The sequence below is a fragment of the Stenotrophomonas sp. AS012628 genome (genome assembly GCF_010608305.1).
In the GTDB taxonomy this organism is placed as follows: domain Bacteria; phylum Pseudomonadota; class Gammaproteobacteria; order Xanthomonadales; family Xanthomonadaceae; genus Stenotrophomonas; species Stenotrophomonas geniculata.
Map to the genome: position 1 here is coordinate 28,850 of NZ_VMBJ01000042.1, position 15,856 is coordinate 44,705.

Annotated in this window: 16 protein-coding genes; 2 read left to right on the forward strand and 14 right to left on the reverse strand. The window is 68.1% G+C overall.

The window, feature by feature from the left end; genetic code table 11:
• Positions 1-13: 13 nt before the first annotated feature.
• From G5A07_RS16735 to G5A07_RS16760, 6 genes are all read right to left on the reverse strand, one after another.
• Positions 14-940, reverse strand: a complete 927-nt coding sequence (locus tag G5A07_RS16735; protein ID WP_019336456.1) for a FecR domain-containing protein — start codon at positions 938-940, stop codon at positions 14-16.
• Complete coding sequence (locus G5A07_RS16740) at positions 937-1,446, reverse strand: RNA polymerase sigma factor (protein ID WP_043402056.1); 510 nt, start codon at positions 1,444-1,446, stop codon at positions 937-939. Before G5A07_RS16740 ends, G5A07_RS16735 begins: the two co-directional genes overlap by 4 nt.
• Positions 1,447-1,570: 124 nt before the next feature.
• Positions 1,571-2,077: a hypothetical protein gene (locus G5A07_RS16745; RefSeq protein ID WP_019336454.1), complete on the reverse strand. Its 507-nt coding sequence runs from the start codon at positions 2,075-2,077 to the stop codon at positions 1,571-1,573.
• Between the two features lie 108 nt (positions 2,078-2,185).
• Positions 2,186-2,410, reverse strand: a complete 225-nt coding sequence (locus G5A07_RS16750) for a hypothetical protein (protein ID WP_019336453.1) — start codon at positions 2,408-2,410, stop codon at positions 2,186-2,188.
• Positions 2,407-3,108 carry a glutamine amidotransferase gene (locus tag G5A07_RS16755; protein WP_191863643.1) on the reverse strand — a complete coding sequence of 234 codons (702 nt, stop codon included), beginning with the start codon at positions 3,106-3,108 and terminating at the stop codon, positions 2,407-2,409. The genes G5A07_RS16750 and G5A07_RS16755 overlap by 4 nt, the downstream gene beginning before the upstream one ends.
• Positions 3,105-3,878, reverse strand: coding sequence for a YggS family pyridoxal phosphate-dependent enzyme (locus G5A07_RS16760; RefSeq protein WP_010485014.1), 774 nt, complete (start codon positions 3,876-3,878; stop codon positions 3,105-3,107). Before G5A07_RS16760 ends, G5A07_RS16755 begins: the two co-directional genes overlap by 4 nt.
• A gap of 76 nt (positions 3,879-3,954) precedes the next feature.
• On the opposite strand from G5A07_RS16760, the gene ptsJ reads away from it, so the two are divergent.
• Positions 3,955-5,241: a transcriptional regulator PtsJ gene (gene ptsJ, locus G5A07_RS16765; RefSeq protein ID WP_010485015.1), complete on the forward strand. Its 1,287-nt coding sequence runs from the start codon at positions 3,955-3,957 to the stop codon at positions 5,239-5,241.
• A gap of 102 nt (positions 5,242-5,343) precedes the next feature.
• On the opposite strand, the gene G5A07_RS16770 is transcribed toward ptsJ, so the two are convergent.
• From G5A07_RS16770 to G5A07_RS16800, 7 genes are all read right to left on the reverse strand, one after another.
• Positions 5,344-5,850: a hypothetical protein gene (locus tag G5A07_RS16770; RefSeq protein WP_019336451.1), complete on the reverse strand. Its 507-nt coding sequence runs from the start codon at positions 5,848-5,850 to the stop codon at positions 5,344-5,346.
• 81 nt (positions 5,851-5,931) lie between these two features.
• Entirely contained in the window at positions 5,932-9,042 is a 3,111-nt protein-coding gene (locus tag G5A07_RS16775; RefSeq protein WP_019336450.1) for an error-prone DNA polymerase, read from the reverse strand.
• A 6-nt stretch (positions 9,043-9,048) separates the two neighbouring features.
• Positions 9,049-10,458 carry a DNA polymerase Y family protein gene (locus G5A07_RS16780; RefSeq protein ID WP_191863644.1) on the reverse strand — a complete coding sequence of 470 codons (1,410 nt, stop codon included), beginning with the start codon at positions 10,456-10,458 and terminating at the stop codon, positions 9,049-9,051.
• Positions 10,459-10,467: 9 nt separating this feature from the next.
• Positions 10,468-11,082 carry a translesion DNA synthesis-associated protein ImuA gene (gene imuA, locus G5A07_RS16785; protein WP_191863645.1) on the reverse strand — a complete coding sequence of 205 codons (615 nt, stop codon included), beginning with the start codon at positions 11,080-11,082 and terminating at the stop codon, positions 10,468-10,470.
• A 241-nt stretch (positions 11,083-11,323) separates the two neighbouring features.
• Positions 11,324-12,331: a cyclase family protein gene (locus G5A07_RS16790; RefSeq protein ID WP_057504137.1), complete on the reverse strand. Its 1,008-nt coding sequence runs from the start codon at positions 12,329-12,331 to the stop codon at positions 11,324-11,326.
• A 35-nt stretch (positions 12,332-12,366) separates the two neighbouring features.
• A complete protein-coding gene (locus G5A07_RS16795) occupies positions 12,367-13,017 on the reverse strand; it encodes a DsbA family protein (protein WP_053443222.1) in 651 nt (216 codons plus the stop codon).
• Between the two features lie 92 nt (positions 13,018-13,109).
• Positions 13,110-14,060, reverse strand: coding sequence for a LysR family transcriptional regulator (locus tag G5A07_RS16800; RefSeq protein WP_191863646.1), 951 nt, complete (start codon positions 14,058-14,060; stop codon positions 13,110-13,112).
• A gap of 116 nt (positions 14,061-14,176) precedes the next feature.
• Between G5A07_RS16800 and G5A07_RS16805 the strand changes: the two genes are divergently transcribed.
• Entirely contained in the window at positions 14,177-15,055 is an 879-nt protein-coding gene (locus tag G5A07_RS16805) for a sterol desaturase family protein (protein WP_227199619.1), read from the forward strand.
• Between the two features lie 9 nt (positions 15,056-15,064).
• Here G5A07_RS16805 and G5A07_RS16810 read toward each other — a convergent pair whose 3' ends face one another.
• Positions 15,065-15,769, reverse strand: coding sequence for an AraC family transcriptional regulator (locus tag G5A07_RS16810; RefSeq protein WP_010485034.1), 705 nt, complete (start codon positions 15,767-15,769; stop codon positions 15,065-15,067).
• Positions 15,770-15,856 lie beyond the last annotated feature (87 nt).

A 15,856-nucleotide genomic window follows, 5' to 3' on the forward strand; every position in this document is an offset into this window, starting at 1 on the left:
CGCAGGCCGGATGTCAGGGTCCATCACGCTGCTCCCTGCGTGGCGGCAGCCACACCTGTATGCCCGCGCCGAGGCGCAGCACGCGCACCTGCAGTTGCGTGGCCAGCTGGTCGCGATTGCTGGCTGCACCGTCGGCACTGCCGAGCAGGGTGACCGGCTGCTGGCGCAGCTGCTCGCCGACGACCCACGTATGCCCGCCATGCCAGCGGTCCAGGCCCTGCGTGACGTCGGCCAGCGGGGCCGAGACCCAGTGCAGGCGCCGCTCGCGCCAGGCCAATGTTCCGGGGGCAGCCGTTGTTGCATGGGCTGTTGCCTGCCCATCGAAGCGCAGCTGCTCGCCGTCGTCGGCCAGCATGCTGACGTTGCCGCTGTCCACGCGCACGCGATGCTCGGTAACGGTGACCACACTGCTGTTGCCCTGCACGGCAAGATCGAATGCGGTCCCCAGTGCAGTGACGGTGCCCTGTGGGGTATGCACCTGGAAGGGCCGGTCGGCATCGGCGGCGACCTGGAACCAGGCCTGGCCGCGCTGCAGCTGGAGCTGGCGGCGCTGCCCATCGATGCGCACCTTCACTTCGCTGCCGGGTGACAGCAGGACATGCGAACCATCCGGAAGAGTTTCCTCGCGGATCTCGCCAGCAGCCGTACGCAGTACCTGTGCCACGGGTGGCGAGACATGGCGGCTATAGAGACCCAGCGCGCACAGCAACAGAACCGCAATGCCGGCTTCGCGCAGGCGACTGCGTTGCCTGCGCTGCTGTTGCCGCTGCAGGCTGGGCGTCGCCGCACCGGCTTGCCACAGGTGCTGCAGATGCTGGTACTGCGCAGCATGTCGGGGGTCGGCCTGGTACCACTGGTCGAACGCGTTCTCGTCGCGGTCACCGTCGTGCCCGTCCAGCCACCAGCGTGCGGCTTCGCGCGCGATCGCGTCCTGGCTCATGCGCCGGGCACCTGCTGCAGGGCGACGAGGGCGCGCAGCAGATGGCCGTGCGCGGTCTGCCGGCTGATGCCCAGCTGGCGCCCGATCTCGGCCAGTGCCAACTGTTCCACCCGCGCCAGCAGGAATACCTGGCGCGAGCGCGGTGGCAGCGCGGCGATGATCGCGTCGAGGTGGCGCAGTTGTTCGGCGTCGAGCAGTCGCTGCTCGGGCAGCGGCGCAGGATCGGCGATGGCATTCAACTGCGTGTCATCCAGCACCTCTTCGCGACGGCGCTGGCGTTGCCGGTAGTGATCGGCGATCAGGTTGTGGGCGACGCGGTACAGATAGGCGCGGCCATTGCTCAACAGGCCACTGGTGGCGACTTTGACGACACGCAGCCAGGTTTCCTGGACGACGTCATCAGCGTCGCTGCGTTGCGGGAGTTTGCGGCGGACATGGGCGTGCAGCGGCCGGTAATGGGCCGCGCACAGCTGCGCGACATCCGTCGGTTCGACAGGCGTGGACACGGGGCGGGCGACAACTGGGAAAGGGAACAGCCCGCGGCGGCAAGGGCAGCGGCTGCACCTTACAGCAAAAGAGAATCATTTGCATCTATGGCATGAGGCGCAGCATGCATGGGCCACCGCGGCGTCAGCGCGGGCGATAGTCGCAGTGGATCTGCAGGGCTTCGGTGGGATTGTGATGCAGCTCGAAGCCGCAATGCTGCAGGCTGCGCTTCACCCGCGCGACCGCTTCGGCATGATGGGCGATGCGATGATCCTGCCAGCGCGGTGGGGTGAACACGCCCAGGGGCAGCAGCCGCAGCCGCTTGCCGTGCAGTACCAGTGAGACATCGATATGACGGCCATCGATGTCGTGGCCGTTGGCACCGAAGATGGCATCGATCTCATCCCGGCGCTGCGGGTAGCAGGTGCGAAACACCGCAATGCCGAGCCGTCGCACCACGCGGCGGAAGCCACCGAGACGGCTGTGGCTGGGTTCGAAGCCACGAGTGAGCAGCAGGCGCAGCCCGGCAGGCAGCATTGCCTGCGCGTCGAGCAGGCGTTGCAGTACCTCTTCTTCCAGTTGGATGCGGGTGGAGGGCCAGCGCGGGGCGATGAGCAGTCCGTGGTGGCGGCCGCGTTGCAGGGTCAGCATCCGTGAAGCTTCGCACGCGGGCGAACAGCCAGGGTAGTGCCGGCCGCTGGCCGGCAAACCTGTTCTCCCGTCGAATGCCGACCAGCGGCCGGCACTACCATCGCCGGGTCAGATGTCGCGGTACTGGATCTGCGAAGCCAGCACGCGCAGGCCATCGGCATTGCTGGACAGGATGCGCTCTTCGCCGACCCCTTTCTGCCGTTTCAGCTGGAAGCCCTGATCGGCAGGCAGCTGTGCGGCGATGGCGTCCATGCGTTGCAGGGCATCGGGGCCGCTGCAGTCGAAGTGGCCCCAGTAGGCGCCATCGCGGTGGATCTGCAATCGGTAGTTCATCGCGGTATCTCCGGCAGGTCCTGCAGCCAGTGGTCGAACATCGCAGTGGCGGCTGCGGCCAGTGGTGCGCCATAGCGACGCGCCTGCGCGCGCAGGTCGTTGGGATCGATGCCGGCCTGGGCCAGCTCCAGCGTGTGGCCGATCAGCCAACGCTCGAACTGGCGGGCGTCCAGTTCCGGATGGCATTGCAGGGCCAGTGCGTGGCTGCCGATGGCGAATGCCTGGTGACGGCAGGCCGGCGTGCTGGCCAGGCGGCGTGCACCGACCGGAAGTTCGAACGCCTCACCATGCCAATGCAGTACCGGAATGCCCTGCAGGGACTGCAGCGGTGAACGCTGGCCTTCATCGGTCAGCAGCAGTGGCGCAAAGCCGATTTCCTTGCCACCACTGGGAGCGACACTGGCACCGAGTGCCCGCGCCATCAGCTGTGCACCCAGGCAGATGCCGAGGGTCGGCCGCTGCTGCTGCAGCCGGCGCTGCAGCAGGGCAATGCTGTCGTTGACGAAGGGATACGTCTCTGTGTCATTGGCACTGATGGGGCCGCCCAGCACGACCAGCAGGTCGGCGGTTTCGGCGCTATCGAGGGCATCGACGCCGGCCTGCAGCACGTGCAGCTGCCAGCCCTGCGCCAGCAGCAACGGTTTCAGGGTGCCGAGGTCTTCAAAGGCAACGTGTTGCAGGACAACCGCGTGCTTCATGCCGGGGCTCCGCTGTTCGGCCAGTAGAAACTGTCCGGGGTGGCGCGGGCACCGAAGATGGCCTGGCCGACGCGGACCACGGTGGCACCTTCCTCGATGGCCACTTCGAAATCACCGGACATGCCCATCGACAGTTGCGACAGGTCGAGGCCGGGCGGGGCGGTGCGTTGCAGCTGGTCGCGCAGTTCGCGCAGGCGCACGAAGCAGGCGCGCACGCGCTCGACATCGGGGGTGAAGATGGCCAGGGTCATCAGGCCGCGCACGTGCAGGCGATCGAAGGCCGGCAGCTGCTGCACGAAGGCCTCGACCGCGTCGGGTTCCAGGCCGTACTTGCTCGGTTCGGCCGAGGTGTTGACCTGCACGAACACATCCAGCGTGCGGTCTTCCAGTTGCAGGCGCTGCTGCAGGGCCTCGGCTACGCGCAGGCTGTCCAGCGCCTGGAACTCGCTGGCAAAGCGCGCCACGTAGCGCGCCTTGTTGGTCTGCAGATGGCCGATCACCGACCAGTGCACGCCCAGGTCGGCCATCGTTTCGGCCTTGCGTTGTGCCTCCTGCACCTTGTTCTCGCCCAGTTCGTGGCAGCCTGCGGCCACCGCCATGCGGATGCGGGCGTCATCGACGGTCTTGCTGACCGGCAGCAGGCGCACGCTGGCCGGGTCCCGGCCGACGCGGGCGCAGGCATCGGCGATGCGTTGGCGCACCGTGACCAGGTTGGCGGCGATCTGTTCAACGGACTGGGCGACGGGCCAGTCGGCAGCGGCAAGGGGCATGCGGGCACCTCCAATGCAGGGTGGCCAGGGTGGGATACACTGGCACAGGACAAGAGATATTTTGGCATAGGACAAAATGAAAATCACCGGGCATAGCGCCGAGTCGATCTTCGACAGCATCCGCGACGGCATCGGCAAGGGCCGCCTGCCGGCCGGCAGCGTGTTGCCGCCGGTGCGTGAACTGGCCGAGCAGCTGGGAGTGAACCGCAACACCGTGGCTGCTGCCTACAAGCGCCTGGATGCGGCGGGCCTGGCCAGCACGGCGGGCCGCCGCGGCACGGTGGTGCGTGGCCTGCCGCCGCCGCTGGCGCGTGAAGGCAGTACGCCCGGGCTGGCCCTGCAGGACCTGGCCGGTGGCAACCCGGATCCACGCCTGCTGCCGAACCTGCGCCTGGCCCCGGCCGCACCACGGCTGTATGGCGTGGGCACGGTCGACCCGAGGTTGGAGGCGCTGGCACGCGCCTCGCTGGATGCGGACTGCCCGGAGGGCTATGCGCTGGAACTGACCCATGGCGCGGTCGATGGCATCGAACGCCTGCTGTCGGCGTGGCTGCTGCCGGGGGATCGCATCGCGGTGGAGGATCCGTGCTTCCTCGGCAGCCTCAACGTGCTCAACGCTGTGGGCCACGCGCCGTTGCCGGTGGCGGTGGACGCGCATGGCATGCAGGTCGATTCGCTGCGGCAGGCACTGGAGGCCGGTGCACGCGCGGTGTTGCTGACCCCGCGGGCACACAACCCGACCGGGGCCAGCCTGGATGCGAAGCGGGCGCGGGCGTTGCGGCAGTTGTTGGCGGCCTACCCGCAGGTGGCGGTGTTGATCGACGATCACTACGCGCTGCTCTCGCAGCAGGCCTATCACTCGGTGCTGCCGCTGGATGGCCGGCGCTGGGCGCTGCTGCGTTCGTTGTCCAAACCGCTCGGCCCGGACCTGCGGCTGGCCTGGCTGGCCTGCGATGAAGAGACCGCGATGCGGCTGCGGCTGCGATTGGCGTCCGGCACCGGCTGGGTCAGTCACCTGCTGCAGGATGCGGCGACCTCGGTGCTGTCGTCGGCAACGCAGCGGGCGAAGATCGCTTCGGCAGGTGAGCGTTACCAGCAGCGCCTGCGCTCGCTGCAGGAGTTGCTGCATGCGCGTGGCCTGCCGACACCGTTGCCGATGGAAGGATTGAACCTGTGGCTGCCGTTGCAGGCCGACAGCCATCCGCAGGTGCTGGCCCTGGCTTCGCGTGGATGGCATGTGCGCGCGGGCGAAGTGTTCTCGGTGGCAGCGCCGGGGCATGGCCTGCGCATCACCTGCGCTGCGCTGGGGGCAGCGCAGCTGCGGCAGCTGGCGGATGACCTGGCGGCGGTGTTCGCTCTGTAGCGTCGAGCCATGCTCGACGTTGCTTCGCCTTTGTAGAGCCGAGCCATGCTCGGCTGCTGTTGATAGAAGCAGTCGAGCATGGCTCGACGCTACACAAGCAGATCAGGGCGCGGCGTTGGCGCCGGGGCGCACGTAGTAGGACTGGCCGCTGTCATCGACGAACATCAGCTCCGGCTTGCCCTGCCAGGAGGTGAGCATGGCGCCGGTGTTGTTCTGGTGCTTGACCATCAGGCTGGCGCCGCGGTCCGGGTTGGCGACGACCTTGAATACTTCAGTGGTGCCGGTGGCATCGTCCAGGGTCAGCAGGGCTTCGCCGCCGCGGTCGCTGGTGCCGTAGCCGCCGCGTTCGGAACCATCGGGACCGAGCAGGATCAGGCCTGACAGGGCGGTGGCACGCGGCCCCTGGGTGCGGCCCTGGCTGAGCGGATCGGGAACCGGTGCGCCGAGGATCACCCGCGGCTGGCCGCTTGCATCGTGGATGACCAGCCCGCGCGCCTCGATGATGCGCTGTGGTGATTGGCTGCGATGCAGGCTCCAGGCGGTCCAGCCGGAAACCAGCAGGGCGAGGGTCGAGACCACCAGGGTGGTCAGCAGCAGCGCACGGGGCATCGGGTCGTCCTTCCTTGGATGTGCCGACGATAGCGGATGCGGACCGGCAATGGCCAGTTCGTTGTGTGACGTTGTGTATCGTCAGTGGAAATCGCGGCTGTGGCTGCGCAGTCCCTGCAGCAGTTCATCCAGGCAGTGCATGCGCTGCACGATGACGTGCTGCACGCCATCGACGCGTTCCAGGCGGCCATCGATCTGCATCAGCTGGGTATCGACCAGCACCCGGTGCTGGCGATCGGCCAGGTGTCGCCAGACCACGGCGTTGACCATGCCGGTCTCATCTTCGAGCGTGAGGAAGGTGACGCCGCTGGCGGTCTGCGGGCGCTGGCGCATGCGTACCAGGCCGGCGATGCGCACGCGACGGCCATGGCCATGCCCGGCCAGTTGTGCAGCGTCCAGACAGCCACGGCTGCGCAGCTGCGCGCGCAGGAACGAGATCGGGTGGCGGCCAAGTGTGGTGCCGGTGCTGCGATAATCGGCCTGCATGTCCTCCCAGGCGCTGGGCAGGGGCAACGGCACGCGGGCTTCGGCAGTGGCGCGGGCCTGGTCGAACAGTGGCAGCCGGTTTTCCACGCCGGAGATATCCCAGCGTGCACGATGGCGATGGCCACTGAGCCCACGCAGTGCACCGGCATCGGCCAGCAGGCCCTGCTGGCGGCGGTCCAGTGCGGTGCGCTGGCACAGGTCGCCCACATCGTCGAACGGGCGCTGCGCACGTTCGCGCATGATGGCCTGCACGACGGGTTCGTTGCAGCCATCGATCAGGCGCAGGCCGAGCCGGATCGCCGCCGGTCCCTTGCTGAAATCCAGCGTGCAGTCCCAGTCGCTGTGGCGCACGTCCACCGGCAGCACGCCGATGCCATGGCGGCGTGCATCCTGCAGCAGCTGGTCGGGGCTGTAGAACCCCAGCGGCTGGCTGTTGATCAGGCTGGCGGTGAACGCGGCGGGATGATGGCACTTCAGCCAGCAGCTGTTATAGGTCAGCAGGGCGAAGCTGGCAGCATGGCTTTCCGGGAAACCGTAATCACCGAAGCCCTTGATCTGCTCGAACAGGTGCTCGCCGTAGTCGCGGCTGAAGCCATTCTTCAACATGCCGGCCAGCAACTTCTCCCGATGCGGTTCCAGGCCGCCACGACGCTTCCATGCCGCCATCGAGCGGCGCAGGGCATCGGCTTGCCCAGGTGTGTAACCTGCTGCTTCCACTGCCAGCTGCATCACCTGTTCCTGGAACAATGGCACGCCCAGCGTACGCGCGAACACGCGTTCCAGCTGCGGTGGGTAGAGCGGATTGTCCGGATCGTTCAGTGCCTCCGGGCCTTGCTCGCGCAGGATCCTCCGCCGTTCCAGATAGGGGTGCACCATGTCACCCTGGATCGGGCCGGGGCGCACGATCGCCACTTCGATCACCAGATCGTAGAAGCAGCGCGGCTGCAGGCGTGGCAGCATCGCCATCTGCGCACGCGATTCGATCTGGAACACGCCGATGGTGTCGGCGGCGCAGATCATGTCGTAGGTCTTCGTATCCTTGGCAGGGATCGCATCCATGCGTCCACTGTGCAGGCCGTGCTGCTGCAGCATCGCCAGGCATTTACGGATGGCGGTGAGCATGCCCAGCGCCAGGCAGTCGACCTTCATCAGGCCGGTGGCATCCAGATCGTCCTTGTCCCACTGGACGACGGTGCGGTCGGCCATCGCCGCGTTTTCCACCGGTACCAGCGTCGACAGCGGGTGCTCTGAAATCACGAAGCCGCCCGGGTGCTGCGACAGGTGGCGCGGGAAATCGATCAGCTCGGTGGTCAGTGCCAGCAGCCGCCGCATCAGCGGTGTTTCCGGATCAAAGCCGCGCTCGCGCAGGGTCTCCGGCAGTGGTACGTGGCCGCCCCAGTGGTCCATCGCCGCGCCCAGTTCGTTGACCTGGTCCATCGGCAGGCCGAGCGCACGGGCGACGTCGCGGATCGCGCTGCGGCCACGGTAGCTGATTGCTACTGCGGTCAGTGCGGCGCGCTCGCGGCCATAGCGCTTGAACACGTACTGCAGCACTTCCTCGCGGCGCTCGTGCTCGAAATCGATGTCGATATCCGGTGGCTCGTCGCGCTCGGCGGAGATGAAGCGCTCGAACAGCAGGTTGCTGCGCGCCGGGTCGATCTCGGTCACGCCCAGCACGAAGCACACCGCGGAGTTGGCCGCCGAGCCGCGGCCCTGGCAGAGGATGTCCTGGCTGCGCGCGAAGCACACGATGTCCTGCACGGTGAGGAAGTAGGAGGCGTAGTTCTTCTGCTTGATCAACGCAAGTTCGTGTTCGATCTGCTCGCGCTGTGCCGGCTGGATGCCGTTCTTCCAGCGCCACGGGATGCCACGCTCGACCAGCACGCGCAGCCAGCTGTCCGGATCATGCCCTTCGGGCACCAGCTCACGCGGATAGGTGTACTGCAGCTGTTCCAGGGTGAAGTGGCAGCGCTCGGCGATGCGCAGGGTCTCGGCCAGCAGCTCAGGCGGGTACAACTGGGCCAGTGCGGTGCGTGGGCGCAGGTGGCGCTCGCCATTGGGGAACAGGCGCCAGCCAGCTTCGGCCACGCTGCAGCGGTGGCGGATCGCGGTCAGCGTGTCCTGCAGGGCGCGGCGGCGTCGCACGTGCATGTGCACATCGCCACTGGCGACCAGCGGCAGGCGGTGGCGTTCGCCGAAAGCCTGCAGCTGCTGCAGGCGGCGTGCGTCGTCGTGCTCGTGGTGCAGCTCCACCGCCAGCCACAGGCGATCATCGAAGCCGGCACGCAGCAGTTCCAGGTCAGTAGCGGCCGGTTGCCGGTCCAGCCACAGGCACAGCAGGCCGACGGGCAGGCCGAGAAGGTCCTCGCGCAGGCAGCGGTACTCGCCCTTGGCGGCCCGCCGCCGGCAGGTGGTGATCAACTGGCAGAGCCCCGTATAGGCGGCCTGGTCGGTGCACAGCAGGGCCAGTTTCGGCCCATCCTCGACCTGGAATTCGGCGCCGACAATCAGCGCCACGCCATGCGTCTTCGCCGCCTGCCAAGCGCGTACGATGCCGGCCAGCGAGCATTCGTCGGTGATCGCCAACGCTCGATAGCCTTGGCCGGCGGCGCGCGCGAACAACTCTTCGGCGATCGAAGCACCGCGCTGGAAACTGAAGGCCGACAGGCAGTGCAGTTCGGCGTAGCCGGGCAGTTCGCTGTGCATGGTGGCTCAGCCGAACCAGCCGTGCAGCATCCACGGCGCATGCGGGTCGTTGCGCTCACGAAAGGCCCAGCCGCGCTGGCCGTGAGCAGTTTCCACCACGTAATAGTCGCGCCGTGCATCGGCCTGATCCCACCAGCCCGATTCGATCCGCTCCGGCCCGGTGACGATGCGCAGCCGCGGATCACGCAGTGGTTGCGGCGTGTCCAGCAGCCAGCCGGGGCGCAGTGGCCAGTACGACGGAGGCTTGGCTGGCGGCTGGATGCCACTGGCGCGTTCGGGGCGATGGTCGGCCTGCACCGCCAGCGGCTGCACGGCGTCATCGCCCAGCCGCGCACGCAGGCGCTCGCGCAGCTGGGTCCATGGCATCGCCTGCGCTGGACGCGTGTCGAACAGATCGCGTGCGGCCGGCACGAACGGCGGCAGCTGCTCGGCCTGCAGGCGCAGCGCACGGCTGCCGGCGGGCAGGGCGAAGGCTTCCATGCGGTTGCGTGCGATCTCGAACAGCAGCGCGGGATCGCGCTCGGGCGCCAGCAGGCCGACGGTCAGCACGCTGGCCGGCAGCATGTCGTGCTCGAAATGCAGGTCGAAGCGCTGCACGCCGCCATCGCGCGAACACAGGAATGCGGCCAGGTCCAGCAGCAGGCGACGCAGCGGAAACAGCAGGGCCTGGCTGGATTCGATCTCGTATTCGAATTCGATGCGCGCATCGAAACGGTCCGGTGGCTGGTAGTAGCGCAGTGGCGCGGTGGGCAGCCCGCGCAGCGCATCCAGCTGCTGCAGCACGTCCGGTGCGAAGCGCCGGGCCAGGCTGTCGCGCGGCAGCTCGAGCACCGCACCCAGCGTGCGCAGGCCGGAACGGCCGAGTACGGTCACTGCTTCGCTGGGCAGGCCACAGCGCGGCAAGGGCAGCTGCGCCAGTGCCGCTGGCAGCTGCTGCGCATCGATGCCGAGGCCGTCGTGAACGTTGGCCAGCACGCGCGCGGCATGCGCGGTGGGCGCGGCCACCAGGCGATGGCGGAAACCAAGCTCATGCAGTTCGTTGCGCAGCCGCTGCTCGATCGTCAGCCAGTCGCCGAACAGGGCACGGCTGGCACCGATTTCCATGACCAGCGCGTGCGGAAAATCGAGGCTGACCTGCGAGCTGTAGGCATAGGCCCAGCTGGCCAGCAGCTGCCGGGTGTGCTGTTCGGCGCTGGGATCGTAATCGTGCAGATGCAGGTCCTGCACCAGTACCTGCGCAGCCGACAGCAGCATGCCCGGGCGCAGCCCCGCTGCGCGTGCCGACGGGCTGACCGCACGCAGTACGCGACGCTGTGCCGGCCCCTGCAGCAGCACCAGTGGCCGCTGCGGGTCGGGCTGCAGGCGCAGCACGCTGTCCAGCGCCAGCTGCGGCAACAACAGACAGGCCCAGTGCATGGCGCGGCCTCAGTGGGCGATGGCCAGCGGCAACGGCTGCGCCGGCGGCAGGCCGCCACGGCACTTCAGCACCCGCACCTGGCCGTGGTCGAGCTGCAGGCGCAGGCTGGCCGGGGAGGGATTGCGCGCCGCCTGCGCCTCGCGGAACACGAAGCCCAGGCACTGGCCGCTGTCGGCCGCCACCTGCAGGCGGCGCAGTGAGCGGTCATCGGGCTGGTGTGGCCAGCACAGCACTGCTGCACAGGCGGCCGAGCGCAGGCACTGTTCGGTGGCCCACAACGCTTGTTTCGGCGCGGCGTGGATGATCTGCAGCTGGGTCAGATCCAGCCCGGCCGCTGCCCAGGCCGGAGCGTGCGGGCGATAGGGCGGGGCGACCAGCACGATCGGGCGGTCGCGCTGGCTCAGCTTCGCCAGCGCTGGCCAGACCAGGGCCAGTTCGCCGACGCCGGGCGCGGCCTGCAGTACCTCGCATAGCCCGCTGCTGGGCCAGCCGCCGCCGGGCAGGCGCGCATCCAGTGCCGGGTGACCGCTGGCCAGATGGTCGCTGGCCGGCCCCTGGCGGGCCGGGCCGCGCCACAGCTGGCGGCCGTCAAGCAGCCGGTCGAGGGCGACGACGGCACCCATCAGCGGGTCCTCCAGGGGAGGCGCCGGGCAGGCTGGAAGCGGCAGGAACGGGCGGAAACGGCGAGCATGACGCGAGTATCGACGGGCCGATATCAGGGGCTGAGACCGGACATGCTACTCGTCTTGTGAGTAGAATTACTAATGAAATCGGAGGATCAGATTTCAGGTTGCTGAAGGGGTAGGGGTGCCGACCAAGGTCGGCCCCCCGGCATGGCCCGGCGCTACCCGGGTATGCCCCCGGTTACGGGCGGACCGGCAGCGCGACCGGGCGCAGCGGCGCGGCATCGCCACCGCGGATCTTCAGCGGGCCGCCGATGAAGGCGAACTCGTAGACCTTGTCGTGGGCCAGTTCGTCCAGCGCCACCAGCTCGATGATCGGCGCGCCCTGCTGGGCCAGCAGGTAGGTGTGCAGCGGCACGTAGTCGTCGGACACCTCCGAGGGGAAGGTCTCGAAGCTGAGGTTGTCGGCACCGACGATCATCGCGCCGCTGTCCTCGATCAGGAAGCGCGCCGCGTCCAGGCCCATGCCCGGCGGGTTGGCCATGTAGGCCTTGGGCTGTTCGAACAGGCGCATGCGGCCGGTGCGGATCAGCACCACGTCGCCCTGCTGCAGTTTCACCTTCTGGCGTGCCAGCGCATCCTTCAGGTCCTGGCGGGTGACGCGGTAGCTGTCCGGCAGCATGTCCACGCCCTTGGCGGTGGCCACGTCGATCAGCACGCCACGCGCGATCAACGGCGGGAACTTCTCGATGCCGGTGACATTCCAGCCACGGTCGCCGAGGTGTTTGTCGGCCTCGAAGCCATTCCAGATCTTTCCATGGATGCCGAAGTGGTTCAGCGCATCGATGTGGGTGCCGGTGTGGCTGTACATCGAGAACGCGGTGCCGGTGTAGCTGCGGGTGAGGTTCATGGTTTCGCCCACGCCCATCGGATCATCCATCACCGTGCCGCGCGGGGTGTGGGTCATCCAGAACTGGTAGTGCGGGTCGCCGGCATCCTGCCAGCTGGGCATGCCGACGTAGTACTCGGTGGCCAGGTCATAGGCCTTGCCGCCGCTGACCCGCGACAGGATCGCCGCACGCGAGGCCTCGGTGATCAGGTTGAGGCGGCCGATCTCGTCCTTCGGCCCCCAGGGGCTGGTGCCGACCTGCTGGCCGGAGGGTACGCGTTCGTGCGCGGACACGGTGGTGGAAGCTGCGGTGCCGGCCAGCAGCAGGGCCAGCGCGGTGGCCAGGGTACGTGGGGTCATGGGGAATCTCCTTGCAGGGTGGGGGAGGGTGCGGCTCAGGCCGCGACCAGGTGCGCCAGGGCCTGGCGCAGGTGTGGCAGCGGCAGGGTCTGCAGGCGCAGGCCGTTGCCGCCGATCACGGTGGGTATGGAACGGATGCCGAGGGCAGCGGCTTCGGCGCGATCGACCTGCACGCGCTGGCGTACTGCGTCGCTGCGCATGTGGTCAGCGAAGGCGCCACGTGGATGGCCCAGCGCTTCGGCGATATCCAGCAGGACTTCGGCGTCGCCGATGTTGCGGTGCTGGTGCAGGTGCGCCCACTGCACGGCATCGAACATCGCGCCATGGGCGTCGTTGCCACCGAGCATGCCGGCAGCCTGGCAGGCCAGTGCGCCGAGCCAGCCGGACGGATACTCGAAGTCCTGCGCGCGCATGCCTTCGATATCGATGCGCGCGGTGTCTTCATGCGCGGCGCAGTCGGTCCAGTGGCGCAGGATGATCGCCTTGGCGCGCTCCATCGAGCCGAACACCTCGACCATCTGTGCGCGCGAGTCCTGCAGCACGAAGCTGCGGTGGCGCACCTGGATGGCGAGTTCGGCGGAGACCTGCTTCAGGCGCGGGGCCAGCACGAAGCACCAGCCGCAGACCACGTCGTGGAAGAAATCGACCACCGGCGCGGCGGTGGCGGGGGAAGGAACGGAAGACATCTGCCTGCCATCGGTGAGAGGGGAGGCGGCAGAGTAGGCAGCGCGGCGTGGCCGAAACAGCACGCCGCGGGCAGCTCAGTTTTCGCTGGCGGTTACGAATCCAGGCCAGCGCAGCCGGGCAGCTCGGCGTGCAGGAAATCGATGAAGGCGCGTACCTTGGGTTGCAGATGGCGCGACGTGGGGTAGACCGCATGCACGAAGCGCGGCGGATAGCGGTGGTCGGGCAGCACCTGCTGCAGTTCGCCCTGGGCCAGTGCCGGCGCGGCCAGGAACGAGGGCAGGGCACCGATGCCCATGCCGGCCACCAGCAGGTCGCGCAGCAGCAAGCTGTTGTTGACGGTGACGCGCGCGGGCAGGGTGATGGTCACCTGGCCATCGGGACCGAGCAGCGGCCAGCTGCCGGGGGAGTCGGACAGGCTGTAGGCCAGCACGCTGTGCGCCTGCAGATCGTCCACCGCCTGCGGTGCCGGATGCTGCCGCAGGTAGGACGGGGCCGCGCACAGCACCTGCTGCAGCGACGCCAGCCGGCGCGCCACCAGGCGTGAATCATCCAGTTCGGCACGCAGCCGCAGCGACACATCGAAACCCTCACCGACTGCATCGAGCAGGCGATCTTCCATCACCAGGTCCAGCGACAACTGTGGATGCTGCTGCAGGAAGCGCGGCAGCAGCGGCGACAGCGTGCTCAGTGCGAATGACTGCGGCGCGTTCACGCGCAGGCGTCCGGCCACCTCGCCGCGCTGTTCGGCGATGCCGCGTTCCAGCGCGTCCAGCTCGTCGAGCAGGCGGCAGCATTCGCGGTAATAGGCGTGGCCGGTTTCGGTCAGGCTCATGCGCCGCGTGGTCCGCTGCAGCAGCACCACGCCCAGGTGCGTTTCCAGCGTGCGCAACTGCTTGCTCAGGCCGGCCGGCGACATGCCCAGGTCTTCGGCGGCACGAGCGAGCCCGCCGCGTTCGACGATGCGGCGGAAGGCGCGCATCAGGTTGAAGGAGTCCATGCCGGTCCCGGGCGCGATGAGAGCATCATTGTAGATCCACGCCATGCGTGGATGTGGGAAGCGTGGTGCCCGCAGGGTTGCGCCGTTTGTTCAAGCCAGCAACCCACACGCCACGCCAGCATGCAGGCCCCTCACTTCCCGGGTTGCCCATGAAGCACTGGATGCTCCGCCTGTATGCCCCGCTGTTCCTGCTTGGATTCGTCGCCACTGCCGTCGTCTGGGTCGGCCACTGCCATGGCGATCCGTTGTGGCTGCTGGCCCTGCTGGCGATCGCCATTGCGGTTTCGTTCGTCGCCGAGCGCGCCTGGCCGTATGACCCTGCGTTCAACCGCGACCACGGCGACCGTGTGCGTGACGCCCTGCACGCGCTGGTCAACGAAGGCCTGAACCTGTTGTCGATCGCGGCGGTGCCGCTGCTGGCGGCGATCATTCCGTGGCAGTTGTGGCCGCTGCAGTGGCCGTTCGCACTGCAGCTACTGGTGGCGATCATCGCTGCCGATCTCGGCATCACCCTGGTGCACTACGCCAGCCATCGCATCGGCTGGCTATGGCGTCTGCATGCCGTGCATCACAGCGTGACCCGCATGTATGGCTTCAACGGGCTGATGAAACACCCACTGCACCAGGCCGCCGAAGCGGTGGGCGGCGTGCTACCGCTGCTGCTGTTGGGCCTGCCGATGCCGGTGGCGGCGGTGCTGGCCTTCGCCATTGCCATCCAGCTGCTGCTGCAGCACTCCAACGTGGACATGCGTCCCGGCGTGCTGGGCCGGGTGATGGCCTGGGCGCCGCTGCACCGCTTCCATCACATGCGTTACGGCACCGCCGGCGACGTCAACTTCGGCCTGTTCCTGACCGTCTGGGATCACCTGCTGGGGACTGCCTTCGATGCGCCGGGCTATCGGCTGCGCCAGCACGACCTCGGCATCGGCAGCCAGCCGGACTATCCGCGCGATTACCCCGGGCAACTGCTGGCGCCGTTCCGAGAACTGCCACATGGCGAGGTGCCGGAGCTGCCGGAAGGTCTGCGCAGGCGCGGATGATGGGTCGTGTCAGGCCGCGTGCAGCTGCAGGCCCTGCAGTTGCGCGGCACTGATGCCGAACATGCGGCGCAGGCTGCGCGACAGATGGGCCAGATCGGCGAATCCAGCGGCATGCGCACTGTCGGTCAGGCTGTGGCCGTGCAGATGATGCGTGAGTGCATTGCGCAGGCGTTGCCACAGTACCCAGCCGCGGAGTGTCACCGCCAGGTCGGACTGGAAACGCCGGTGCAGCTGGCTGGCCGACAGGTGCGCCGCCTCGGCGATATCGGCGGCCGGCACCGGGTCAGGCAGGTGCTGGGCGATACGGGCCAATGCCGCCTGCACGCGGCGGTCCAGCGGTTGTGGGCGGCTCAGCCGTGGCAGCCAGTCGCGTAGCTCCATGGTATTGCCCGGCAGTGCGTGCAGATGCTGCTGGATCTGCGTGGAATCGGCATGCGCGGGTTCGAGGAACACCGTGCAGCCCGCTTCCGGCGCCGACAGGATCGCATGCGTCTGGAAGGAGGGCAGCCACAGCCGTTGGCCCTGCTGCCGTACGCCATCGACTTCGACCTGCCAGGGCGTACCGTCGCTCAGCAGCAGTTGATGGGCGTAGTGCGCATGTACGCTGCTGTCACCGGCATGGCCCTGCAGCACCGCCACGTGAGCATCCAGCAGCAGCGTGCCATTCCAGGGCAGGGCGGGGGAGGACATGGAGGGATTGTAGATCCACGCCATGCGTGGATGAATCTCCATCGGAATCGAATATTTCGAATTGGAATCGAAAAGAATCCACGCATGGCGTGGATCTACCGTGTCGACCAA

Excerpts from the sequence above, each read along its gene's own strand:
- G5A07_RS16735 (WP_019336456.1), bottom strand. The coding sequence starts at position 940 with ATGAGCCAGGACGCGATCGCGCGCGAAGCCGCACGCTGGTGGCTGGAC.
- G5A07_RS16745 (WP_019336454.1), bottom strand. The coding sequence starts at position 2,077 with ATGCTGACCCTGCAACGCGGCCGCCACCACGGACTGCTCATCGCCCCG.
- G5A07_RS16750 (WP_019336453.1), bottom strand. The coding sequence starts at position 2,410 with ATGAACTACCGATTGCAGATCCACCGCGATGGCGCCTACTGGGGCCAC.
- G5A07_RS16755 (WP_191863643.1), bottom strand. The coding sequence starts at position 3,108 with ATGAAGCACGCGGTTGTCCTGCAACACGTTGCCTTTGAAGACCTCGGC.
- G5A07_RS16760 (WP_010485014.1), bottom strand. The coding sequence starts at position 3,878 with ATGCCCCTTGCCGCTGCCGACTGGCCCGTCGCCCAGTCCGTTGAACAG.
- ptsJ (WP_010485015.1), top strand. The coding sequence starts at position 3,955 with ATGAAAATCACCGGGCATAGCGCCGAGTCGATCTTCGACAGCATCCGC.
- G5A07_RS16770 (WP_019336451.1), bottom strand. The coding sequence starts at position 5,850 with ATGCCCCGTGCGCTGCTGCTGACCACCCTGGTGGTCTCGACCCTCGCC.
- G5A07_RS16775 (WP_019336450.1), bottom strand. The coding sequence starts at position 9,042 with ATGCACAGCGAACTGCCCGGCTACGCCGAACTGCACTGCCTGTCGGCC.
- G5A07_RS16780 (WP_191863644.1), bottom strand. The coding sequence starts at position 10,458 with ATGCACTGGGCCTGTCTGTTGTTGCCGCAGCTGGCGCTGGACAGCGTG.
- imuA (WP_191863645.1), bottom strand. The coding sequence starts at position 11,082 with ATGGGTGCCGTCGTCGCCCTCGACCGGCTGCTTGACGGCCGCCAGCTG.
- G5A07_RS16790 (WP_057504137.1), bottom strand. The coding sequence starts at position 12,331 with ATGACCCCACGTACCCTGGCCACCGCGCTGGCCCTGCTGCTGGCCGGC.
- G5A07_RS16795 (WP_053443222.1), bottom strand. The coding sequence starts at position 13,017 with ATGTCTTCCGTTCCTTCCCCCGCCACCGCCGCGCCGGTGGTCGATTTC.
- G5A07_RS16800 (WP_191863646.1), bottom strand. The coding sequence starts at position 14,060 with ATGGCGTGGATCTACAATGATGCTCTCATCGCGCCCGGGACCGGCATG.
- G5A07_RS16805 (WP_227199619.1), top strand. The coding sequence starts at position 14,177 with ATGCTCCGCCTGTATGCCCCGCTGTTCCTGCTTGGATTCGTCGCCACT.
- G5A07_RS16810 (WP_010485034.1), bottom strand. The coding sequence starts at position 15,769 with ATGGCGTGGATCTACAATCCCTCCATGTCCTCCCCCGCCCTGCCCTGG.